A 22,555-nucleotide genomic window follows, 5' to 3' on the forward strand; every position below is an offset into this window, starting at 1 on the left:
TATTCTCACCTTTCTCTAAAAATCATCAATGATGTTACCAACAGGATCACCAATATTGGAAGAAGTTCCTCCCCCATTAGATCCCTGTTTTGAAAGGGCAAGGTAAATCAACGCCAATGCAACGCCAATTGTACCTAAACCAATCAAAGTGATTTGAGAGACTGTAGCTAAAACAAATCCAATTGCAAAGAATGGCCAAACTTCTCTGGTAGCCATCATGTTAATAACCATCGCATATCCAACTGCAACAACCATTCCACCACCGATAGCTAGACCATCAGTAAGCCAAACTGGCATTGAATTCAATAATGCTTTAACCGGTCCCTCTCCTATGATTAAAATCAAAATAACAGGCAATGCAATACGTACACCTTGCATACATACAGCAATTAAATGCCACATTTCAACCTTGAACATATCGCCTTTTTCTGCAGCCGCATCCATAAAGTGAACAAATGCAGTTGCAATTGTACGACAAATGATCGTTAGGAGTAATCCTGCCACAGCCAATGGAACAGCAATTGCAATAGCTGAAGATACACCGGCCTTACCTTGACCCCCAAGAACTAGAATTACTGCAGAAGCCACAGAAGCTAACGCCGCATCGGGTGCAACAGCGGCTCCGATATTTGCCCAACCAAGAGCAATCATCTGGAGAGTTCCGCCTAAAATCAAGCATGGCAATAGATTTCCTGTCACCAATCCAATTAATGTACATGCAATCACCGGTTGATGAAAGTGAAATTCATCTAATATCCCCCCCATCCCAGCAAAAAACGCAACAACAACAACTAAAACTATTTGAATAGCGCTTAACTCCATTTTTTTCTCCTTATCAATATTTACATTTTATTTAGTTCAGCTTGTGCTTTACTGATAATTTCATCCATATTTGCCTTAGAATCAGTTGGAACTTTGCGAACGTCAAACTTCACACCAATCTGCTTCAATTTCACAAATGTATCAATATCATTTTGATCAAATGCTAGAACTTTGTTCGGTTGCACTTTACCTAAAGTATGTGCCATTGATCCCACATTCAGTGTTTCCAGTGGTACACCGCCCTCGATTAGCCGCAATGCATCTTGTGGATTTTCAAATAAAAGTAATGCTCGTTGACCACCAAAATGTTGGTCATCTTTGGATAGTCTAATCATATGTTCAATAGGAACTACGTGTGCTTTTACTCCTGGGGGCGCTGCCTGCTGAATCAAACTCTTACGAAGTTCGTCTTTTGAAACTGCATCAGAAACCACAATAATGCGTGTCGGAGAGGTCTCTTTTGTCCAAGCAGTCGCAACCTGACCATGTAACAAACGAGAGTCAATACGCGCTAATACATACTCAAATTTCCCAGGTTTGCCACTATTATTCCCATTAGCAATCACACCTTCAGATGCACTATTATTCTGAAGATTTAATGACTCTGGTAGCGCCTTTACTCCATCCTTAGCTTCCTTAATGATGTTCGCTGCTACCTTATCAACTCCCGCATTAGCATCCATCAATCGTTCAGTGTAAGCTTGAATCAACATTGGCAGATTGAGACCTGTTATGATAACAATTTTACGATTTGGATTCTCACCCACTAAACGACTTGCTTGGTTAAAGGGTGAACCAGACCAAAGATCTGCAAGCACTAGCACTTCGTCATCATAATCAAACTGATTGATGGCGTCACTAAGATATGAATACAAATCATCTGGACCTTCACTTGGCATAAAAGTCACTACTTGAACTTTTTCTTGTTCACCGAAAATCATTGATCCTGATTGATAAATTCCTTCAGCAAACTTACCATGGCTGGCAATAATAATACCGATACCCATGTATGAACTCCTCCTTTTTTTTATTTTTCAATTTCATAAAAAATTCTTACTAAAGATTTGGTAATTTTTTATGATACCGAAGTCCGAGAACATTTTCTATTATAAACCGTTTTCAAAAAAAATCAATACTTTTCAAAAAAATGTGAAATATTTTTCATCATGGTATTTTTCATTATTGCCTTTATTTTTGCAAATTTATTTTATAGGGTTAATAATCTTTCTGGCGCTTCGTTACCTAAACTTTTGCTATTATTAAGGACTTTTACTAATATTTCTACCCCAAGTACCTGTTCCCCATACTTATCAAGATAATGTCCTAGTTCCTCTTGCAGCGCTCTTATTTCTTCAGTCACTTGTTCTACTGTAATTGATTCTGTTAAATTCAGTTTTGAAAAGTCATACCTTGCTAATTTTCGACTATTCGGGTCTTCACTCTTTAAGTTGATAAGCACTTCCGCCATCTTGTTCAAGGTGGCGATTTTTTCATTAGTTTGACTTAGTTTGATATCTAGCTCAGCTATTTCTGCGACCAGGTCGTCTTTAACGTCCTGGTATTTTTTGTCTGTCTCTGTTAACTCAATCAAGAGGTTAATCTCAGAAATCTTTTCTTGAAGTCGCTCAACAGTCGGTCGTCTGTATGGTATTAATCGACTATCGTTGGTTAGCTGTCTAATCAAGGTTCGCCCTTTGATGTACTGATTCTTATCCGAATGTTCTTTGTTATAGACAAAGTATGAGGTTGTCTCACGGATATAGACTTTATATTTTGTCTGATTCTCTTCTTCAAGAATATCTAATTGATAGTTGGGAATGAAAATAAGACCACTCTGTTTAACACCTAATGACACTTTGATATAAATGCCCTCATCAACTAACTTCTCAATTTGGTGCTCCGCAAGCTCCACTTCAAATTCGTGGACGGCATCCCGTTTTTCCTTAAATGTCTCAAAGGCCTCCTCAATCTCTTCAGTGGGCCCCTTATCCTTATCTCGTTCTTCTTGAAAAGCATGGTACTGCTCCTGCAAATTCTCTAATCCTTCTGAATCACCGACTTCCATATTTTTAAAGTAATCTTGAAAAAAATTGACATCATATAATTTCTTGTCACTTATTTTTTTATGACTCAGACTTATCTGCTTGCCATTCTCTTCAAGCGTAAAGACAACATTTTTTTGCTTCAAGTCAATGGTTAGATTCAATTCTTTCGCTTTTGTCAGTAATGCTTCTAAAGAATTGACACGCCCCAAAAGAAATTCTAATCGACTTTCAATCTCTTGCTTGGCAAAATGTGTACGAAAAAAGTCTTCATCATATAAATCTCGTTTACTGAGTTGGCGTCCTCGAATTGGCTTTGTCATAGCTCTATCTGTCATCATGAATCGACTATGCTTCTGACTAAAATCAATATGAACATGTAACTGCTCTGCTTTTTCCAAAAAATCATCAAAGGACTTTGAGTGCTGCATCAAAAAATAAAGACGTTGCTTCAATTCAAATTTATGACTAGACTGCCTATATTTTTGATAGTCACGGTAAGAAAAACGCTTCTCAATAATTTTTGCCCCTGCCATTTTAGAAATGCAATCTGAAATCATGCGAAGGTTTCGTTCCAAGGCATAATTCCATATCAACTTTTTATCTGAATTGCGGTCAATAGCATTGATTAGGATGTGATTATGAACATGATCTTTGTCTGTATGAGTTGCTACGATAAACTTAAAGCGACCTCCTGTCAATTCCATCATAGTCTCGTAACCAATACGGTTAATTTCTTCAGGTGTCAGATTATCTTCAGGAGAAAATGATTGAATAAGGTGATGAGCATGAATATTTTGTTGGTGTTTTTTTTGTCGGTCATTTCTGGATTCGTACAACTTGTCGTTATTGGTAAAGTTGACATTGTACATCTCTACCATTTCTGCATGACTAGGGAAGTCTAAATAATTGCTCATGCCAAAATCAGATACTAATTTCAAATTGTCTGTTTTATCTGGATTGAGAATATACTTAATTAAACGCCTGCGATATTTTTTTCCATGTGTTGCAAAGTGTTTAGTGACTACCATAGAACTCCTTCAGTCTTTTCACTTCCACTTGAAATTCTTTCTCTACTCCAGTAATCAACTCACTAACTCCCTTACTTAATTCTTGTAACTGTTCTTGAGAAATCAGATGACTTTGATTTATCGCACGCGCAATTTGATTAATGTTATTTCCAATCCGTCTCAATTCAAATACTAACTGGTCATAGGTATCCGTGTTAATGGTGACAAATGACATATTGGGATTCAGCAACACTTTTCTGGCATAGACTGAAAAATTTTGACAGTGACTCTTGTCGATTCGCTCATTCAATTGATGTAACTCTGAATCTGTTAGAAATACTTTTTTGAGATTGGTACGATAACGATAAACCATAGCGACCTCCTATCTCATGTATTTTTCACGAAACTCACGACTGAGTGGCTGCACTTGATTGACTTCCGCAATCAATTCTTGAACGCAGGTCAATAAGATTGACACGTGTTCTTGAGTCACTTGATGATTCTCTCTTGCGATAATCAAAACTTCATGCATATCTCGACTAATCTGCTCAAACTTTTGAGATTGCCAAAGGCAGAACCAACTTTCAAAAATTCTATCCTGATAATTCTTTTTCAACAAATTTTGACGAAGAAATTCTGAGAAACTATCCAGTTTTTGTTCCCTCATCATTTCTTTTATCTGTTTTTCTTCTTGTCTCGTGATTCTAAATTGCTTACGAATCAACTTAATTTCTTGTCCCATCCTACTATCCTTTCAATATTATTCTTGTCTGACAGTGTCAGGCTGCCTCACATTGTCAGCACGCTTCCTAAAGACCTCACTCTCTTCTTGTTCGGTCTTTGCGAGCTCAGGCATTGTGGTCACAATACCCAAAAAATCATATCGTCAGCCAACCAAAACTTTCCAGTTTTGACAGCCAACGATAAGATAACTTGGTGGCTTCGCCCCCAAACCCCCAGTAGAAAATCAAAACTTAATTTTCTTAGGAATGATATTAGGATAGCAAGGATGATTTGGAAAAGTTATCACAAAAATTGGTATAATGTTAGTATAAAATTACTTATTCAAGAGGTTATTCATGGTTAAATCATCTAAGCAAATTGAAGAAGATGCTGTCGATTATTTGAAATTGGCATTAAAAAAATCTAAACATATTAACAGAGAAATTTCCGAAGGAGATAGAGAACCCATCTGGGACGGTCATATCTATTTTTATAAAAACATAAAAAAGCAAAATATTGATTTAGTTGAGAGAATTCCAGTTCAAGTAAAAGGTAAGGATGAATATTATAAAGAAAATGTTGGATACTCAATAAACAGGAATAATTTGGAGCATTATCTTACAGAAGGTGGTGTACTCTACTTTGTAGTGTATTTAAAAGATGATATCCCTACCGTCACTTATGCTTCACTAACCCCAAAGGTCATTAAGAAAGTTTTATTAGCCAGCGACAAGAAAAAGAAAAAGATTAAGAATATTTCGATTCATATGAAACCTCTCCCTAACAATGAAGATAAATTAAACTTTGTATTTCTTAATTTTATTCAAAAACGCAAATATCAGAAAGGATTTGCTCATATTGATTGGAGAAGCCAAGAATCTCTCTTTGAAAATTTGGAATCATTTGACGGAGACTTAGAGTTTAAATTTATTGGCAAGGATTATCTAGACATTCTTGATTATGCAATATCTGGTGAGTTAGATCTTTATTACAAACCTAAAGGAGCTATGATACCTGAACCTCTCATTGACGATATTGCTAATTTAAAAATATTTGAAGAAAAAGAAATGTTAGTTCAAATTCAGGGAAAAGATCGTGTATATAAGACAACTTTTGCTTATGAAACCAAGAATGACTTCACCATAGATTTTCATAATGGCTGTTCGATAAAAATACAAAAAACACCTGATTTAGTAACACTAACTCTTAATTACTCACTTTCAAATATTCTCTCAAAAAGACTAGATGGATTAGAGTTTATTATAGAGCTTCAAAAAAATAAAGGAATTATTTTAAACAGAAAAAGACTAGAGTTTAGTGATGAAAATATAGCTAAAATTGATTTTAATTTTCTGAAAAAAGCGTTTAATGCGAACATACGTTTAAAAGAATTAGTAGACAAACTTAAAATTTCTACTGACCTTGACAGTACAGGTTGGTCACAAAAAGATGCTAGAACAATTGAATTATTGTATGATGGTATCGTAAATGAACAAGTGGTAACTCTAGATCGTGTAGACTATAATCCTACTCAAGTCATTCAATTTGCTAATGTACATGTATTACTATTTTTAATTCCAGAAAACGAAGGAACTAAAAGCTATAGACTATATAACTTTAGTGATTACGATATGGTACTAATCAACAAAGATAAACAGTTATTTTCAAAATATGAAACAGTTGAATTAGAGCAGCTACTACTTATTGATAATTTTAACATCTCTGATTATCTTTCATCATATTTGTCAAGTGAAAGTAAAATTGAAAATATGGATCTTGGTCTATTAAAACTAATAAACTACGCTGATTCTAAACACGACCAAAATACCTTGCAGTTTTGTTTAAAATTTGCTCAAAAGCTTGTAGATATGGATAAATCTGAAAATAACATTCTCAATCTACTACAAATTAAAAAGCGTTTAAATAATTTAACACAAAAAGACAGTTCCTATCTCCATTCTTTAATGAATCACAACTCAGTAGAAATTAGATTTGCTACAAATTGTATTTTAGGCTACAAAGATCAAGCAATCTACTTATTCGAAAATGAATTTTCCGATGAACAAAGGGAACGTTTTATTGAATATCCTATATACAATCTCTTAAATCTTTGATTACGATACAATATATTCTAAAAACAGAGGAAGCGTATCTCTGTTTTTTGTTGTTTCAAATAAAATAGTACTACTAAAAATTTGTTAAACCTTTCGTGTTAAAAAAACTCTACTACTTGCATCTTAAAAATATTTTGATATAATTGTTGCATAATAAAGCAACAGGAGTTTTATCTTATGTTTTCTGGTAGCCGTCTAAAAGAATGTAGAATGGAAAAACACTATTCTCAATCTGAGCTAGCTAATCTATTAAAAATTAATAGAGCGTCATACAACAAATGGGAGACTGGTAAATCTGTTCCTAATCAAAAAAATCTTTCTGCCCTTGCAAGAATACTTGATGTTCCAACAACCTATTTTGAATCGGAATACAAGATTGTGAATACCTATCTCCAACTCTCTACGGAAAATCAAGGAAAGGTTGATGAGTATGCAGAAGGATTGCTTCAAGCGCAAGAATCACATGATAATGTTATTCCATTGTTTGCTGTGGAAGTATTATCTGATGTTTCACTTTCTGCTGGTCTTGGGGAATCACTCTTTGATGAATACGAGACAGAGACCGTCTATGCTGAGGAAGAACAGTATGGTTATGATATTGCTGCTTGGATTAAAGGAGACTCTATGGAACCCATCTACCTTGATGGTGAAGTAGCCCTTATTCGTGCTAGTGGTTTTGATTATGATGGTGCCGTCTACGCCCTATCCTGGAATGACTCTGTCTATATCAAAAAACTATATAGAGAAGAAAATGGATTTAGAATGGTATCACTCAACGATAACTACCCGGATAAATGGATTCTTTATGAAGATAATCCTCGTATCGTAGGGCTTGTTATAAGTCACTTTATGCCAGTTATAGGAGCCTAAGAATGACAGTTAATGTTAATGAAATGATTTATCTCAAAGACAATCGTATCTATTTTACACCCTATCTCAAAGAGTATGATATTACTGATCATATTCAAGAACTCATGGAACAATTAGAAGAACTAAAAAGAGGTTAAGATGATGGGCTATATCGATTACTCAAGAGAACCTCAGTCTGATATAGCTTTCGTTGACATGAAATCATTCTATGCTTCGGTAGAATGTGTGGATAGAGGATTAAATCCCCTCCATACTTCTCTCTGTGTCATGAGTCGTGCTGATAACGCTGGAGGTTTAATTTTAGCCTCTTCTCCCATGTTCAAAAAGGTCTTTGGAAAAAATAATGTCGGACGTGCCTACGATTTACCTTTTGACATCAGCACAAGAAAATTTGACCACTATAATGCCAAACGTCAAGGCTTAGACATATCACCGCGCTATATTTCCTATATTGAACATTGGGCCAAGCGAACGCTTATTGTTCCACCACGTATGGATCGCTACATCGAAAAAAATATTGACATTCAACATATTTTCCAAGATTATGCGGCTCCTGAAGATATTCTCCCCTACTCCATTGATGAAGGGTTTATTGATTTAACCTCATCGCTCAATTACTTTGTAAGTGATAAACAGATGGATAGAAAGGCAAAATTAGACGTAGTCTCTGCCAAACTACAACATGACATCTGGAAAAAGACTGGTATCTATTCTACCATTGGTATGAGTAATGCTAACCCATTATTGGCCAAACTCGCTTTAGACAATGAAGCCAAGCGTACACCTACTATGCGTGCCAATTGGTCCTACGAAGATGTAGAAACAAAAGTCTGGTCAATCCCTAAACTAACTGATTTTTGGGGAATTGGTTCTAGAACAGAAAAACGCCTTCACAAACTAGGGATTACCTCTATCAAGGAACTAGCCAATAGCAATCCTGATCGATTGAAAAAAGAATTTGGAAAGGTTGGAGTCCAGTTGTGGTTTCATGCTAATGGTGTTGACGAGAGTAATGTTCATCAACCCTATAAACCAAAATCACACGGGCTTGGCAACTCTCAGGTGCTACCTCGTGACTATGTCAAGCAGCGTGATATTGAGATTGTTCTTAGTGAAATGGCTGAACAAGTTGCCATCCGAATGAGGCGGGAACATCAGAAAGCTACCATTGTTTCCATCTTTGTGACCTATTCTAAAACAGAAATGAAAAAGCCAATAAACGCTCAAATGAAGATAGAACCCACTAATCATACACGACTACTTACCGATACCGTGTTATCTCTTTTTCGTAAAAAATACACTTCAGGAGCCGTTCGTGGGATTGCGGTCAATTACTCAGGATTTGTTGATGAAAGCTATGCCTTAATCTCATTATTTGATGATGTCGAAGCAACCGAAAAAGAAGAAAAATTACAACGAACTATTGACCATATCAGAGACCAATTTGGTTTTTTAGCGATTCAAAAAGGAACTGCCCTCTTAGACAGTTCCAGGAATATTGCAAGAAGTAAACTAATAGGAGGCCACTCAGCAGGTGGCTTAGAGGGATTACAATGATTGACCGATCATACTTACCATTTCAATCCGCAAGAGACTATCAAGACGTTAACATGCAAAAGTGGATGGGTTTCTTTTTATCTGAACACACCTACGCCTTATCAGATGATGATAAGCAAACCAGCTACCTTTCTGACCTATCGCTGAATCAAAAATTAATGTTACTCAGTCAAAGTTACGCTAGTCAATTGACCATACAGGTGACTAGAATACAGAAAAATGAGTGTCAAAATATTATCGGCACCATTCCGACACTATCAACGAATGAGGTCATACTAAAAACCAGTGATGGACATATTTCTATCCCTTTAGAAGATATTATATCTATAACCTTAGTTGAGGAGGACTACCATGAATCAGCTTGAATTTTATAAAAACGAATTACAGATGGACTACTTCAGCGATAGCTACCGAAAATTTGAAAAGGACTTCTATCGCTACTCATCACTTGATACACCACTGACTTTTCTAACAGATGACATCATGTTGGCAATGGCAAAATCTGCTAAAAACTATTTCAAGCTTAATAAAGAAAATGCCAAAGACAATCGTGATCATTATTTCATTTTTAAAGTGGAAACCTTAGCTGATGATCAATTAATAAGAAAATATGTCTACCAGCAAGCATCAACCAGTATTAAACACTAAAAGATTAGGCTTTTGTCGTTGAAATCCTACTCTTTTTACCCACTTTTTGGCTTCTTCGCCTGCTTAAACTGTTCTATCCGTTTTTCGAGTTGCTCAGTCTTTAGTTTATTCTCAGCTTCGGTAATGGTCTCATCTAGGGTAGGCTCCTTTAGTATAGCTTTAGGAGTCTTTTTTTCTTCATGGATAATTTGGCTTGTATTATCAAAAATGACATCTAATAATTGGTTGACCTTATGTAAGTCAGCTTCAGACATTTCTGATAAGCGATGAATGAGACGTTTAAAACTATCTTGATGGTGCGTTTGCTTTTTGAATAACCTCATCTTTTCTCCTCATAAAAAGCTACCCTAATGGGGGCTGCTCTCCCTTACAGATCATCAATAGCTGCTGATATGGCCTGTAATTTTTTATTGTGTTTATTCTTTTCATCAATCAATCGATGTAATTCTTCGATTTTCTTTTGACTTTGAGCAATATCCTCATTATTTTGGGTCATGACATTGGCTAGATGCTGTTTATAATCAGTCGTAATACTTGATGAGAGACTCTTTTTCTTAGCTGATTGTTCCTGCAATTCTATCTTTGATATTGCTTTTTTCTTGGCTTCCTGCTGTTCCGATTCAAAGGCTGCGACATAGTCTACTTCCTCAGATTTAACTGATTCTGGCTTATTAAATAATGCAGCAATCTTCGCACGTTCTTCTGTGGAAGATGTTGGTGTTTTATCATCTAAGGGTTGGTCAAAGTTCCAATCTTTGGTCATGTGTTATTCCTCATTTCTAGTATCTGATGGTCTTGGTTCTTGTTCTTGGCCAAAAGCCTGCGTCAATGCTTCATCAAAAGTCCAGGGACTATTTTGTTGGCGTTTGATAAAGGCTTGATACATTGCTGTTTGTAATTGACTGCGATAAGTTTCTAATTTTTCCGTTTCTTTCGCTACTTTTCCCTCTTGCCTAGCTACTCTTTCGGCTAGGCGTTCAATCACACTCATAGGGTATCCTCCTTATCACTTTATAGATTAAGCTAAGAAACTTGATTTTGTTATCACAACTCTAAAATGGTTGTTCTTCTAGGCGGTGGGGTGTTTCTGATAGTCTGTAACCTTACCGGTTGTATCACATCCTTTAGAGAATAATCATTCTGATATTTTACAACATCATTCCAATCTGCTTTAGTTTCCAGTTCCTGTATTAGAGGTAAATCTGTTTCAACGGGAAGTCCTTTTTCAGATAACTTCCGACAAAAGTCTCGCCCTGCTTCATCATTATCAACAGCCAAGGATAGTAATCCTGGGTGGGTCTGAAAGAAGGTAGTCGTATCTTGTATGGCATGAAGGTAATGCATTAATCGACTTGGTTTGATAGTATCTAAAAAATCAAGTTTGCCTTGTTCTTCAGCTGCTAAACGTAGGGTCTGATAAGCAATTACAGAGAGTCTTAAGCCTTCCATAGAGACTAAGCGAACATCCGATAATTGTTTTCGATGTAATTGATAGTAACTCATCATGTCAATAACAGACTCACAAAAAATAAGACGTTTGGGATTCTCTATATCAAAATTCATTCCCACATAACCATGTGAGCCTTTCATGATTTTCTTGAGGTAACCTCTAGCATGTCTCTGGTCGTTTTTAACAAGACCTTGCAGACTTGCTCCCTCTAGTTGACCATGATGATTATAACTCTTAAAGACAAGGACAGATTCTTGAGAGGTTTTGGTCGGATATTGAGCCTGGACTAATAGACCTTGTTTGCCAAAAGCATTGATAACCTCATCACTTAAACCACGTATCTGATTCAAATAGGTTCGTGCTTTTTCGAATGGTTCTTCTCTTAGATAATATCGAAAGGGTTGGTAGGTCTCTTCGATCACCTTAGCCTGTTCAAAGTCTCCGGTTTCAAGATAGGACAGTGCTTCTTTGAAAGATACTCCTGTCATTAACTGAACGAAATCAATCACATCTCCCTGTATGTCACGTGAAAACCATTTAAAGGTATTGGTATCCGCAAAAATCCTAAAGGAATCGTGTTCTGGATGTTCATAGACTTGCCCTGATAGTCGTCTAAAAGAATAACCTAGACTTTCTGCCACGTCTAAAATCGCCTTTTGTTTCACTCTTTCAATTCTTGTCATCTCATCTCCTTATCAAAAAAAGCAGAAGGGTAACTCCTGCTAGTTGCTCACACTTGTAGTAGTGCCTTGAATCTTTGGAATGCGTGAATTTACTTCATCAGAAGGCTCTTTCAACTCCCCTAACTTCCCATTCCAAATGGTTAACTGATTGACAAGGAGTTTATCTGACAATTTGGCATAAGATAGTTTAAGAGAGGTCGTTTCTGTCTGTGTGCTTTTCTGAGCCTTATCGCTGACATCTGACACATAGATAACTTGATAAGTAACTTCCGCAAGGGCTTCATTTTCTTCTGTATTGACATAGATTTGAGAAGACTCAAAGCGATAATCCAACATATAGTCTTCATAGACTTGGTTGATGGAATCTTCTTGACGAGCTAGTTCTTCCTTAAAGGCAGAATCTGTCATATAGGGCTTGATACGGTTGTTATTCTCACCTAGCTTTTCCTTGGTATAATATTGCGTGAGAAATTCCTTGACCAGTTCATCAGAGAGAACACTTGCCTTTTCTTTTTCTTTCTCTTTAGTCAATAGTTTCTGTGCTTCAGTCCGGATTTGCTTGTTAGTATGATTAGTCACGGATTGAGAACCAATGTTGTATCCCATCATCACCATAAAACTAGTCACAGCTAGACCACCAAGACCAATCAAAAGCCTCGCTTTCATTTTGTTTAACATCAATAGTGCCTTCTCCTTTTTTCATAAGATAGCACCATCATAACAAGATTGACTTGGAGAAGTTATCACAAGAAAAAAGGGACTACCTAACTTAGGTAATCCCATTACTCTATGCCATCCGACTTCTAATCACTTTGACAGCAATCCCGAATATAAACAGCACATTAAATCCAATATAGAATGTGGTAAAACTCAAAATACCATTGGTTGCTAAATCCTCCACATAGAGGTATCGTTCTGTAAAAAAGAGGTAAATACCATAGACTTCTATGAAGACTAAAAATCCGATTAATCCAATGATAAATAGGCTTCCAAGCATCTTCGCAATCTGGAAAAGGACAAGTAAAATCAGTCCTATTGCTGCGATAATCAAAAGACTTTGAATGATTTGTTCTATCATATCTGTCTCTCTTTCTACGTTAATTGCTTGCGATAGTAATCAGCCTGTCCCTTGTCTAGATCATCAAGTTGGGCAACCAGATTAAGATATTCTTCTTTAGTCACCTCTTCTAGGTCTGGAAAATCATTCTCACGAGTCGTGATGAGGATGTCTAATTGACCAATGATTTCTCGCTTTGAAAAGCTATAATCGAGGGTTTCATCTTCATATTGCTCCTTTAAGGCTTGATAATTGGATCGATCTTCTGGACTTGTAAAGCCTTGTACTAACCATTCTTCTAATTGATACCGCATTTCTTCTACTGTCTGGGTCATGGTCTGTTCTCCTTTAGTAATTTTTTGATATCATTTTACCGCGTTCATTATTTTTTGTCAGCCTTTTTCTTAAACATCAAGAGAAAGTTGGTGGTCATGTTGTGGTTGGATTGTTTCATTGAACTTAGCTAGTGCTGCATCTATTTCCTCAACCTCTGCTTCTTGTTCTACCAAGGGCGCTAATATGTCATACTTAGCTTTAACCAACTGATAGTTCTCTTCTTTGGGAAAGACCTTTTCCACTTCCACCCTTGCGACTGCTAGCTTATCTTTCAAATTGTTAGTCATTTCTTCTGTCTTTTCTTGGTCCTCTAGAATATGGTCGATGGCATTGGTAATGCGTTGAATGGTTCCCACATCTGATTTTAAGTCTAAAGAGACAGTATACTGATTGCTGCCTGAAATGGCTAAAGACACCATATCTGGCAAGGGTTGACTGGGGCTTCTCGTTGCCATTTTAAGGTCAAATCCCCTAAAAGTCGCAAGCGTTCTTACCTCTTTAGTTTCAGAACGGTTGTAGGTAATGAGTTTTCGCAGATAATCTCCTGCTTCAGCACGGTTATCCATTATCTGATTGTCAAACCGCATGACAAAATCTAAATGCTTGGTTGCTAAGGATTGGGCAATATCACGGTCATATTGACTAAGGCGTTTCTCTAAAACAGGGAGGTTCTGCTCACAGTAGGAAATCGTATGCCGATACTCGTCTTTTGAACGTTTGAAAGCACGTTTTTGGTTCTTTAAGACAGTCAACTCATTTTCTAGCTCCATCTTCAGTTTGAGATAGGGATTACCAGTGGCTAACGCCTTAAAGTCTGAAGCCGTCATGGTTTGTTCGTCAATGTCTTCTGCCGACCTTACGGGATCTTTTGAGGTCATAATCTGCGTGATGTACTTGAGCTTATTCTCTTGTGTCTGGTCGAGTAGGTCAGAGGTCTTGCGACCTCCTTCCCCTCTAAGAACCGTGCATGAGAGTTTCCCCTCACACGGCTCAAGCTTCTATAAGTCCTCGTTAGAGAACCAGCGTGTTTTCTTTTACATTTTTATGACAAGTAGGGTGTACCAATGTTTTTATTGGTTTATGGTTCTTTACTGTTTGATGAACTCGGAAATCTGTTTCTTTGGTAATCTTCAATTCGCAAACTGGACAAATCCCTTTTTGTTTATAGTAAAGTCCGTTAATCACACGTCTTCCTTTTAGTTCTTGTCGCATTTGCTTTTCTTGACGTTCCTCAAAATACAGTTGCCATTGTTCATCAAACGGATTGGCTTCCGCCTTAATTTTAATATGTCGGCGAATATCAGTATCAGAAGCATATTTCAAGCGAAGATAGAATGGCTCGCCATTTTCCATTGTATCAGCAGTTGGAACACTAAAAATCCAACTACGGCTACCAAAGGTATGGAAATATTTATTAGCTACCCACTTTCTCCCTTTTTTAGGATGTCTTCGGACACACCACTGCCATAGACATTGATAAATATCAAAATCAAGTCTTTGAAAGGCTTCTGTTGAAACATTGTGCTTTTGGTAGTTAACCCAACCTATAATAATAGGATTTAACTTACGGATTAACAACTCCTGTTTCATCGACGGATTCTTTTTGATGATATCCCTAATTTTCAAAACAATACTTTCGTAATTCTTTTTGGAGGGTTTGGTTAGTAGTTTTCCGTCGTACATTCTAATGTTTACGCCCAGAAAATCAAAGCCGTCCGTGATATGAGTTATCAATGTTTTCTCTTCAGATAACTCCAAACCACGTTCTTTCAAGAACTGAATAATAACTGGTTTAACCTCATTCTCCAATAGTTCCTTACTAGCACCAGTAACAATAAAATCATCCGCATACCTAACAAAATTGATTTTAGGTGCATAGACTTTACCATTGACCTTTTTCTTTCTGAATGTGATGGAGAGTTTTCTCTCAATACCATCTAGTACCATATTGGAAATGATTGGTGAAATTGGTGAACCTTGAGAACTTCCAAACTCTATTGGAAATAACTTTCGATTTTCAATATAACCACTTTTTAACCATTTTCCAAGTATTGTTTTGTTCATTGGAATGTGTTTCATTATCCACTCATGATTGATATTATCAAAGCATCCTTTAATGTCACCTTCTAAAACCCATTTAGCAGATGTTTGCTTACTCAAAGCTGAGAAACATTGTTCAATCGCATCCTGTGTACTTCTTTTAGGTCTAAAGCCATAAGAATTAGGGTCTGCTGTTGTTTCTGCAATAGGTTCTAAAGCAAACTTAAACAACGTCTGCATTGCTCTATCTGTCATCGTTGGAATACTAAGAGGTCTTTTCTTACCATTTTTCTTAAGAATATAAACCCGTCTTAGTGGTTTTGGACGATAGCCCTTGACCTTTAATTTCTTGATTGCTTGATATTTAGCGTTAGGTGTTAGCCATAACTCTTTATCAACGCCACTTGTCTTTTTACCTTGATTTTCAGTGACACGTTTCACTGCCAAGGCTTTTGCATAGAATGAAGTTGTTAGTAAATGTTGGAGTGATTTCACTCGGTTGAATTTACCCAACTTCCACGCTTTCACAATACGCATTTGTAGTTTTTTAACATAGATTTCAGCTTTCACGAAATCAATACTTTCCCAACTGTTGGCTATGTTAGTAGTAGCACACATTTTACTGTTCATTTGCTTTCTCCTTTCAAAAATTCTACAAGTTCTCTTGTGATTAGAAACCGAATGGAAGTCTGCACTCTTTCGAGTTGAGGCAAATCTTGAACCTCTATCCACCTCATTACAAGATGGCATTCGCTTTTTCCATTTTCCTATACCTGCACTGTTATCAGCATTTCTTACGATTTGCCTTGCTAGAAGCAACAATACAGGCTTACCATGTTCCACTTAATGAACAAAATGATAGGTTAGGCTCCACCTCTCTGCCGGCAGTCATATATCCGTGTAACCCCACTATGGAAAGGGTTATCCGACTGCACACCTTTTGGTTCAGGCTTATCAGCAACTTTAGCCTGTTCAACTTAACGACATTTAACAGTGGTTCACATTTGTTAGCCATACTATCAAGCCTAGCTCCCTAACCGCTTTGTTGCTAGCAGTATCGGTCTCCCCTCACGGTTCGACCTTAAAGTAGGGCTACCTTACGTATCAGCTTACCACATGGCGAACATGCAGTTGATACTTGGCTCAACTAACGGAATAGTTGGTCTGGTCATCATGCCAGACAGTTCAATTAAGCGACTTCATGTCGCACCCAGAGGTAGTTGTCAAATGAGCCTTTTGTGATGTAGTGATAAATATCTACTTCTTGGTGCTGGTTTCCTTGACGAATGAGCCTACCGTTGCGCTGGACAATGTCACTTGGCCTCCAGGGGACATCCATGTGGTGGACTGCTTTCATGCGTGATTGGACGTTTAATCCTGTTCCACCTTTTTCCGTAGAAGCCATGAGAATCCGCACTTCTCCACTATTGACTTTGCGTGATAGAGAGTTTTTCTTCTCATCAGTATTGGCATCATGAACAAAGGCAATCTGCTCTTTTGGAATCCCTCTATCCACTAAGAGGTCTTTTAGTTCATTGTAAACATCAAAGCCTTCTTCCTTACTTTTAGGCGTTCCAATATCAGAGAATATCATCTGCGTGGCTTTCTCATTTTCTCCCTCACGGTAAATGCGTTCCACATTGTCCACTACTTGAAGGATTTTCTGATTGTCCGATAAGGTATAAGCAGGGTCAATGAGACGCATGTCAATGGCTAATTTTCTGGCTTCCCCAGTTATCTTTAACATGTTATCGACACTAGGGTCAACGCTGCCTGACTTGATGGCATCTGAACGGTCTACTAACTCTTCAAGATAGTATTTCTGTGCTTCTGTCAGTTCACTTTCTACCGCAATGACTTTAGCTTCAGGAACAGGTAAATCAAGCATGTCTGAAGTCTGAATGTCAGCTGTTTCCTTATAGATCCGCATAAGTTCAGGCAGATTCACAAATTTCTTGAAGCGTTTCTTGGGTTGGTACTTATCCCCTGTTGGGGCAAGTTCCATTGAGTTTTCGATATTACCAAAAGCTCCAACCCACGAGTCAAAATTAGAGACTTGGTATCGTTCCATGACATCGGGCTGAATGTAGCTCATCATGGTATAAAGTTCACTAATAGAATTTGAGACTGGTGTTCCTGTCGCAAAGACCACATTACGATAGTCGTGTTCTCCTTGAACCTGTCTCACTTTCATTTCCATATCCACGTTCTTTTTAGAAGTGGTGTTGGTAATCCCTGCCACATTACCAAGTCCAGTAATGGGTCTGATATTCTTAAAATGGTGAGCTTCGTCCACAAAGAGAAAGTCAATCCCTAGATTTTCAAATTCAATAAAGGTATCACGTTCCAACTTTTGAAGTTCTTCCAATTGGTGTTCCAAGCCTTTGATAGAACGCTCTGCTTCTTTAACCGTATAATCACTGTCACTACCTTGTTTAATCTCTCGTAATTGGTCCAGCTTATCTTGGATATAGGTGACCTGCTTTTCCCGACTCATAGGGATTTTTTCAAACTGGGAATCCCCAATGACAATGGCATCGTAGTCCCCTGTGATGATCCGTGAGACAAACTGCTTGCGTTTCGCCTTCGCAAAATCCTTCTTGGTTGTCACGTAAACATTCTTGGTTGGGAAGAATTTCATGATTTCTTGACCAAACTGAGCGGTTAGACTAGACGGCACCACATAAAGAGGTTTATGCACCATACCGAGTTCCTTTAATTTGAAACCTGCCCCAAGCATGGTAAGTGTTTTACCTGAACCCACTTCATGAGCTAGAAGCGCTCTTTTTTCTTCCACAATCCGTTGAATGGCATTCTTCTGATGAGGGCGTAAGGAAATATTCTGGGCAAGCCCATCAATGGTTAAATGACTGCCATCATAGACTTTTGAAACCGTACGATTATAAAGGCTATTATAGGTCTCTTCAATCATTTGTTGCACCTCAGGGTAACTGGACACAAAATCTTGGAAGAGTTCTTGAATTTGCATTTCCTTAGCACGAAGAACAGTTGTTTTCTCTACGTCCGTCACATGCTTTTTCTTATCGCCATCTTCCACTTGTTTGGTGATGGTTGGTTGATTGGAATTAAGCAGGTTTTCAAAGATTTTTCGGCCACTATCATAGCGTGACGCAGGCACACCTAGACTTCTATCCGTTGCGGTAGAATACTTGAAGGCAAACTTGGACTGGTAGGACATGGTCCCATCAATCGGACTGACCTCAAGAACAGTCGCTACTTCTTGGTCAGTCAGGTCAAAAGTTTGTCCCATAAAGGTTTCTTGGGCAAATTTTCCATAGACGGCTAGAGGAATCCATCGTGAGCCAATCCGATAATCAATATCAGCTAAGGTCACACGTGGCGGTTTCACTTCTTCTAAGAGAGTTTGATAATAGACCCAAGGAAAATCAGAATTGTCTTCTTTGATAAGCAAATCCACAAGGTCTAACTTCGTCACCACATCGCCTGATAAGAAATCCTGCCGAGACACATAAAACACTTCTTTATCTTTTAGATAGCGTTCTGGGTCTGGAATGACGGCATCTTCCAATTCTTCAATCAAAGTCGCTTTTGAGTCTGTCTGATAAATAGACATCATGTAATCCAAATCCACCCCACGACCATCTGCTAGACTAGAATTAAGAGCATCAAGGGCAGATGAAACTTCCGTCACTTCCTTTTCGGGGCGAACTAGGGCTTTTTCAAAGGCTAGGGACTTGGTATAAATGACTGTCTTACCACTCGGGTCAAGTCCTTCATCCTCTAAACTAGCAAGAAGGGAATACTTATCATCGCTATCAAAGAGGTTACGGTTAACGGTACTATTTAAGTACCCAAAACGTTTGACAAACGTATCATAGGTTTGGTTGAGTTTTCCTAACAAATGATTGAACTCGCCTTTGTCATAGTCATAATAGCGTTGAATGGCGATAACTTCTTGATAGGCGTTACGAATATCGATCATGCCTTTAATCCGTGCCACTTCTTTCTCAGAGAGAGGGGCTTCGTAGAAAACAGTCTTTTTGAAATAGCCCTTAAACCGCCCACGTTTAGTTGTTTCCTCGGCAACATAAACATCAAGAGCTGTGCTATCTGTGACTTCCAAGGCATTAAAACGGTCAATTTGCTTTTGAGAATATTTGGTATCCCAAGCCTTAAAGTTGCCCTCCTCGTCCACATAATAACTAATCTCCTCTGTCTTTGTTCCAACACGGATTCCCTTATTGTCACGGTAATATATCATAGAATCCTTATAGCCAAAACTATATTGGTCTAAAGTGTCTCTGATATCAGGTGGAACAGAGGTATCAATCACCTGCCTTGATATCACATCAGGAGTGATGAAGATGTCAGAGTTATCCACCACTCTATGGGCTTTGACCTGTTTAAGAGCAGTTTGAACATCTTCTATTAGGGTATCCGAATTACCTTTCACAGAAAGTGTCCCACCGTTAAAGTTTCTAACCTCATAGGCCCCAAGAACTTGGCTATTATACTCCCCATCAAAGTAAGGATTGAGCCAAATACGCTCATCCTTGTCGTAACGAATAGCACCTAAAAAGGCAATGTCATCAGCTTGGTAACCCTTATCCATATGTTTTTGGAAGAACAACATGTCTGTTGTGACATTGGTACCTGCAATAGCCTTAAAAGCAGTATCTGGCAAACGCACGCCACCAAGAAAATCAGTTGTTTCACGAATATCCTGGAGAATGTTTTCTGTCCGTTTGTCCATGGTTCCTATTGAGGAAATAATAGCCACTTGCCCACCATCATGCACCAAATCAAGGGATTTTTTAACAAAATAATCATGAATCATATAGGGTTTGTCATAGCGACTATCGGCAATCCTAATATTGGCAAAAGGCACATTTGAAATAACCAAATCAAAGCTATTATCATTAAAAGCAACTGTCTCAAACCCTTTTACCTCAATATGAGCATTCGGGTGGAGGTGTTTGGCAATCGCTCCTGTGATGGGGTCTAACTCCACACCATACAGCTCACTATTTTCTCTCAGGTGTTTAGGCATTGCCGCAAAGAAATTTCCAGTTCCCATCGAAGGATCTAAGATTTTACCTCCTGTAAAGCCATCACGTTCTAACTTCTCCCACATCTGACGGATAAGAGCAGGGTCTGTATAGTAGGCAGTCAGAGAGGACTGTTTCATGTCGGAGTACTCTTTATCTGTGACTAGCGTTTTTAATGCCTCACGTTCCTTAGAAAATTTGGGACTATACTCGTCAAAGAACTCATTAGCTAATCCTCCCCAGCCTACGTATTGGGCAAGGAGTTCTTGTTCATCTGGACTTGCTTCCCTGTTTTCAGATTCAAGAGTTTTAATAAGACGAATGGCCGCCACATTGGTTTCTACTTTGTCCCTAGCTGTTTTGGGATAAAAGTTCGTCAAGTCTTCTGGAAAATGAAAGTCAGAAGCCGGTATCATCTCAATGACTTCAGAACGTTCTGCATCAGTCTCTATTTCAAATGTTTCAGTTTTTTCTTCTTCTCTTTCTATGACTGGTTCCTCTTGACTCTTATCTTCGGTGATAAAAGAGAAAAGGTCGGGCTGTTCTACGCCCTCTTTTTCGTCAACAGAAGGAACATGAAGAGCTTGAGTGATGTCCTCTAAAGTTCGTAGGTAAAGGACTGGATTTTGTTCAATCAGCTCCGATAAATCGTTTTGTAGTTCAATCCGAATGAGATCGTTGAGCTTGGCATCTTCAACAGCCACCACCTGAAACTCCTGTCCCTTATAGGACACCATGGAATCAATTGGATAGCGTTTAAGAGCTTCCTCTACGATAGAATTTTGAGGTGCTGATGGAGACATGATGGTTTCAGGTTCCGATTGCCTTAAATGTTCTCGCCATTCCCTAAAGGATACATCTGGTTGGGACTGTTTATCCCTTTCAAAATTTGTTGCTTCTTCAAGAGTTAGTTCTTCGTGTAAAAAAGCATAGGCAACTGGTCTTAAATCTTCCAAACCCAGCTGACTGCTCAAGAAAAATTCTGTCTTTTCATGAGGTAATCCCATCTGAAGCAATTCTGTCGCAAGGGCTAATTGAGTGACACTTGCTTTAGGATAGCCCCCTAATAAAGCTAGATTGGCATTCTTCAAATGAAAACGCCCTGCAGCATCGATCAGTATCGCACGTTGTTGCTCATCAAAGTTAGCTAAGTCTATCTCTAAACGAGTTAGTTTTTCGGTATTTTCAGCCAAAATCGTTTGACCAATTTCAGTTAATATAACTTCTTCTTGAGGTGTTAGGGAACGTTGTAATTCATAAACTGTCCCATCAGCTTCTAAATAAGTCAATAACTCATCGTCCTCATAAATTGGTATCATTTCCATCTCATGGTCAAACTCCCCACGTCTCAGGTTTGGCGGTTTCGGATAGCTATTTCTCACTTGGTCAAAATGACTCAGTATCTCAAATTTCTGAGCTAAATTCAAATTCTGATAGGCTGGTAAATGTTCTGTTTGCCCTGTTCGCAAATCCAGTTGCGATAGGTCTTCATCAAGTCTTGCGATTATGACAAGCCCCTCTTCACGAAAGGTAATCTCCTGAATAGGTTCTAAGACTACTATCTCTTCTACAACGTCCTCCTTTTCCTCCAACGTTTCCTGAGTACTTACTATTTCAGGTTCATAGGTTAAGAGAAATTGTTCAATATCACGGCTAATACGGTCAGCCAAATTATTGGCCACTCGGTAGACATTAACCAAATTAGCAGCTTTGCCTTTTTCCAAAAGGGTGTTCACTGAAATAGACTGATAGGCTCCTTCTTGATCTAAGAGTTGAAAGCGAGTTGCTAGGTTAAAGAGGGCTACTTCAATCACCAAGGCTTTTTCATCACTTGATAATTGGGGTAACTTCTTTAGTCCAGCTTGACCAAAGGTCTGCGTGTAGCTACTTAGGTCCGTCACTTCGTCAAAAGAGCTTGCCTCGACAAAAGCAGAAACTTCTGTTTCAAAGCGACCCACTTGAACAGGTGAGCTTACTACTCCTCTATGGTTTGTAAAATTGTAAACAATACCGTCCCAGCCTTCATCAAAATGGGCTGCTTGATAGCGTAAAAAAGATGCTAAAAGAATCGGGTCACGTGGCAATCTTGCCCGCAACATCTCGAGTAACTGTTCTTGGGTCATACGTTCCTCCAAATTAAAAAAGGAGCTGAGAGGTATTCTCAGCCCGCTAC

The 22,555-nt window shown here is 38.1% G+C and carries 20 protein-coding genes and 1 pseudogene; 6 read left to right on the forward strand and 15 right to left on the reverse strand.

The genetic code is table 11. The annotated features are described in order from the left end of the window. Positions 1 to 15: 15 nt before the first annotated feature. The 5 genes from ABP870_RS07370 to ABP870_RS07390 all read right to left on the reverse strand — a co-directional run bounded on the left by ABP870_RS07370 (position 16) and on the right by ABP870_RS07390 (position 4,616). The gene (locus tag ABP870_RS07370) at positions 16 to 822 is read right to left on the reverse strand and encodes a PTS mannose/fructose/sorbose transporter subunit IIC (RefSeq protein WP_350014813.1); all 807 of its coding nucleotides are present in this window, start codon (positions 820 to 822) and stop codon (positions 16 to 18) included. A 20-nt stretch (positions 823 to 842) separates the two neighbouring features. Further along, positions 843 to 1,829 (reverse strand): PTS sugar transporter subunit IIB, encoded by a 987-nt coding sequence (locus ABP870_RS07375; protein WP_350014814.1) that lies wholly within the window; start codon positions 1,827 to 1,829, stop codon positions 843 to 845. A 200-nt stretch (positions 1,830 to 2,029) separates the two neighbouring features. Further along, positions 2,030 to 3,895, reverse strand: a complete 1,866-nt coding sequence (locus tag ABP870_RS07380) for an SAG1250 family conjugative relaxase (protein ID WP_350014816.1) — start codon at positions 3,893 to 3,895, stop codon at positions 2,030 to 2,032. After that, positions 3,882 to 4,247: a MobC family plasmid mobilization relaxosome protein gene (locus tag ABP870_RS07385; protein ID WP_350014817.1), complete on the reverse strand. Its 366-nt coding sequence runs from the start codon at positions 4,245 to 4,247 to the stop codon at positions 3,882 to 3,884. Before ABP870_RS07385 ends, ABP870_RS07380 begins: the two co-directional genes overlap by 14 nt. A 9-nt stretch (positions 4,248 to 4,256) precedes the next feature. Then, on the reverse strand, positions 4,257 to 4,616 hold the full coding sequence (locus ABP870_RS07390) for an SAG1252 family conjugative relaxosome accessory protein (RefSeq protein ID WP_350014818.1): 360 nt from the start codon (positions 4,614 to 4,616) through the stop codon (positions 4,257 to 4,259). Between the two features lie 337 nt (positions 4,617 to 4,953). Between ABP870_RS07390 and ABP870_RS07395 the strand changes: the two genes are divergently transcribed. The 6 genes from ABP870_RS07395 to ABP870_RS07420 all read left to right on the forward strand — a co-directional run bounded on the left by ABP870_RS07395 (position 4,954) and on the right by ABP870_RS07420 (position 9,786). Then, a complete protein-coding gene (locus tag ABP870_RS07395; RefSeq protein ID WP_172070157.1) occupies positions 4,954 to 6,711 on the forward strand; it encodes a DUF4365 domain-containing protein in 1,758 nt (585 codons plus the stop codon). Positions 6,712 to 6,888: 177 nt separating this feature from the next. Further along, on the forward strand, positions 6,889 to 7,581 hold the full coding sequence (locus ABP870_RS07400) for an XRE family transcriptional regulator (protein WP_350014819.1): 693 nt from the start codon (positions 6,889 to 6,891) through the stop codon (positions 7,579 to 7,581). A 2-nt stretch (positions 7,582 to 7,583) separates the two neighbouring features. After that, entirely contained in the window at positions 7,584 to 7,718 is a 135-nt protein-coding gene (locus ABP870_RS07405; protein ID WP_003052040.1) for a hypothetical protein, read from the forward strand. A 4-nt stretch (positions 7,719 to 7,722) separates the two neighbouring features. After that, the gene (locus tag ABP870_RS07410; protein ID WP_350014847.1) at positions 7,723 to 9,138 is read left to right on the forward strand and encodes a Y-family DNA polymerase; all 1,416 of its coding nucleotides are present in this window, start codon (positions 7,723 to 7,725) and stop codon (positions 9,136 to 9,138) included. Beyond that, entirely contained in the window at positions 9,135 to 9,503 is a 369-nt protein-coding gene (locus tag ABP870_RS07415) for a hypothetical protein (RefSeq protein ID WP_350014820.1), read from the forward strand. The genes ABP870_RS07410 and ABP870_RS07415 overlap by 4 nt, the downstream gene beginning before the upstream one ends. After that, entirely contained in the window at positions 9,490 to 9,786 is a 297-nt protein-coding gene (locus ABP870_RS07420) for a DUF5960 family protein (protein WP_350014821.1), read from the forward strand. Before ABP870_RS07415 ends, ABP870_RS07420 begins: the two co-directional genes overlap by 14 nt. A 35-nt stretch (positions 9,787 to 9,821) precedes the next feature. On the opposite strand, the gene ABP870_RS07425 is transcribed toward ABP870_RS07420, so the two are convergent. From ABP870_RS07425 to ABP870_RS07470, 10 genes and pseudogenes are all read right to left on the reverse strand, one after another. Continuing rightward, positions 9,822 to 10,109 carry a hypothetical protein gene (locus ABP870_RS07425; RefSeq protein WP_350014822.1) on the reverse strand — a complete coding sequence of 96 codons (288 nt, stop codon included), beginning with the start codon at positions 10,107 to 10,109 and terminating at the stop codon, positions 9,822 to 9,824. A gap of 44 nt (positions 10,110 to 10,153) precedes the next feature. Then, a complete protein-coding gene (locus ABP870_RS07430; protein WP_350014823.1) occupies positions 10,154 to 10,549 on the reverse strand; it encodes a DUF5945 family protein in 396 nt (131 codons plus the stop codon). Between the two features lie 3 nt (positions 10,550 to 10,552). Next, positions 10,553 to 10,777 carry a DUF5965 family protein gene (locus tag ABP870_RS07435; protein ID WP_350014825.1) on the reverse strand — a complete coding sequence of 75 codons (225 nt, stop codon included), beginning with the start codon at positions 10,775 to 10,777 and terminating at the stop codon, positions 10,553 to 10,555. Between the two features lie 53 nt (positions 10,778 to 10,830). Continuing rightward, complete coding sequence (locus tag ABP870_RS07440; protein ID WP_350014826.1) at positions 10,831 to 11,919, reverse strand: DNA primase; 1,089 nt, start codon at positions 11,917 to 11,919, stop codon at positions 10,831 to 10,833. Between the two features lie 39 nt (positions 11,920 to 11,958). Next, on the reverse strand, positions 11,959 to 12,597 hold the full coding sequence (locus tag ABP870_RS07445; protein WP_350014827.1) for a peptidylprolyl isomerase: 639 nt from the start codon (positions 12,595 to 12,597) through the stop codon (positions 11,959 to 11,961). Positions 12,598 to 12,706: 109 nt separating this feature from the next. Beyond that, positions 12,707 to 12,997 carry a DUF5966 family protein gene (locus ABP870_RS07450; protein WP_350014828.1) on the reverse strand — a complete coding sequence of 97 codons (291 nt, stop codon included), beginning with the start codon at positions 12,995 to 12,997 and terminating at the stop codon, positions 12,707 to 12,709. A 14-nt stretch (positions 12,998 to 13,011) separates the two neighbouring features. Beyond that, on the reverse strand, positions 13,012 to 13,311 hold the full coding sequence (locus ABP870_RS07455) for a DUF5962 family protein (protein WP_350014829.1): 300 nt from the start codon (positions 13,309 to 13,311) through the stop codon (positions 13,012 to 13,014). A gap of 69 nt (positions 13,312 to 13,380) precedes the next feature. Further along, positions 13,381 to 14,229: pseudogene (locus ABP870_RS07460) on the reverse strand (hypothetical protein); the annotation flags it as partial. A 94-nt stretch (positions 14,230 to 14,323) separates the two neighbouring features. Continuing rightward, entirely contained in the window at positions 14,324 to 15,982 is a 1,659-nt protein-coding gene (gene ltrA / locus ABP870_RS07465; RefSeq protein ID WP_350014830.1) for a group II intron reverse transcriptase/maturase, read from the reverse strand. A gap of 559 nt (positions 15,983 to 16,541) precedes the next feature. Further along, positions 16,542 to 22,505: an N-6 DNA methylase gene (locus ABP870_RS07470; RefSeq protein WP_350014831.1), complete on the reverse strand. Its 5,964-nt coding sequence runs from the start codon at positions 22,503 to 22,505 to the stop codon at positions 16,542 to 16,544. Between the last annotated feature and the right edge of the window lie 50 nt (positions 22,506 to 22,555).

The organism is Streptococcus jiangjianxini (assembly GCF_040225085.1).
In the GTDB taxonomy this organism is placed as follows: Bacteria; Bacillota; Bacilli; order Lactobacillales; family Streptococcaceae; genus Streptococcus; species Streptococcus jiangjianxini.

Excerpts from the sequence above, each read along its gene's own strand:
- ABP870_RS07370 (WP_350014813.1), bottom strand. The coding sequence starts at position 822 with ATGGAGTTAAGCGCTATTCAAATAGTTTTAGTTGTTGTTGTTGCGTTT.
- ABP870_RS07375 (WP_350014814.1), bottom strand. The coding sequence starts at position 1,829 with ATGGGTATCGGTATTATTATTGCCAGCCATGGTAAGTTTGCTGAAGGA.
- ABP870_RS07380 (WP_350014816.1), bottom strand. The coding sequence starts at position 3,895 with ATGGTAGTCACTAAACACTTTGCAACACATGGAAAAAAATATCGCAGG.
- ABP870_RS07385 (WP_350014817.1), bottom strand. The coding sequence starts at position 4,247 with ATGGTTTATCGTTATCGTACCAATCTCAAAAAAGTATTTCTAACAGAT.
- ABP870_RS07390 (WP_350014818.1), bottom strand. The coding sequence starts at position 4,616 with ATGGGACAAGAAATTAAGTTGATTCGTAAGCAATTTAGAATCACGAGA.
- ABP870_RS07395 (WP_172070157.1), top strand. The coding sequence starts at position 4,954 with ATGGTTAAATCATCTAAGCAAATTGAAGAAGATGCTGTCGATTATTTG.
- ABP870_RS07400 (WP_350014819.1), top strand. The coding sequence starts at position 6,889 with ATGTTTTCTGGTAGCCGTCTAAAAGAATGTAGAATGGAAAAACACTAT.
- ABP870_RS07405 (WP_003052040.1), top strand. The coding sequence starts at position 7,584 with ATGACAGTTAATGTTAATGAAATGATTTATCTCAAAGACAATCGTATC.
- ABP870_RS07410 (WP_350014847.1), top strand. The coding sequence starts at position 7,723 with ATGGGCTATATCGATTACTCAAGAGAACCTCAGTCTGATATAGCTTTC.
- ABP870_RS07415 (WP_350014820.1), top strand. The coding sequence starts at position 9,135 with ATGATTGACCGATCATACTTACCATTTCAATCCGCAAGAGACTATCAA.
- ABP870_RS07420 (WP_350014821.1), top strand. The coding sequence starts at position 9,490 with ATGAATCAGCTTGAATTTTATAAAAACGAATTACAGATGGACTACTTC.
- ABP870_RS07425 (WP_350014822.1), bottom strand. The coding sequence starts at position 10,109 with ATGAGGTTATTCAAAAAGCAAACGCACCATCAAGATAGTTTTAAACGT.
- ABP870_RS07430 (WP_350014823.1), bottom strand. The coding sequence starts at position 10,549 with ATGACCAAAGATTGGAACTTTGACCAACCCTTAGATGATAAAACACCA.
- ABP870_RS07435 (WP_350014825.1), bottom strand. The coding sequence starts at position 10,777 with ATGAGTGTGATTGAACGCCTAGCCGAAAGAGTAGCTAGGCAAGAGGGA.
- ABP870_RS07440 (WP_350014826.1), bottom strand. The coding sequence starts at position 11,919 with ATGACAAGAATTGAAAGAGTGAAACAAAAGGCGATTTTAGACGTGGCA.
- ABP870_RS07445 (WP_350014827.1), bottom strand. The coding sequence starts at position 12,597 with ATGTTAAACAAAATGAAAGCGAGGCTTTTGATTGGTCTTGGTGGTCTA.
- ABP870_RS07450 (WP_350014828.1), bottom strand. The coding sequence starts at position 12,997 with ATGATAGAACAAATCATTCAAAGTCTTTTGATTATCGCAGCAATAGGA.
- ABP870_RS07455 (WP_350014829.1), bottom strand. The coding sequence starts at position 13,311 with ATGACCCAGACAGTAGAAGAAATGCGGTATCAATTAGAAGAATGGTTA.
- ltrA (WP_350014830.1), bottom strand. The coding sequence starts at position 15,982 with ATGAACAGTAAAATGTGTGCTACTACTAACATAGCCAACAGTTGGGAA.
- ABP870_RS07470 (WP_350014831.1), bottom strand. The coding sequence starts at position 22,505 with ATGACCCAAGAACAGTTACTCGAGATGTTGCGGGCAAGATTGCCACGT.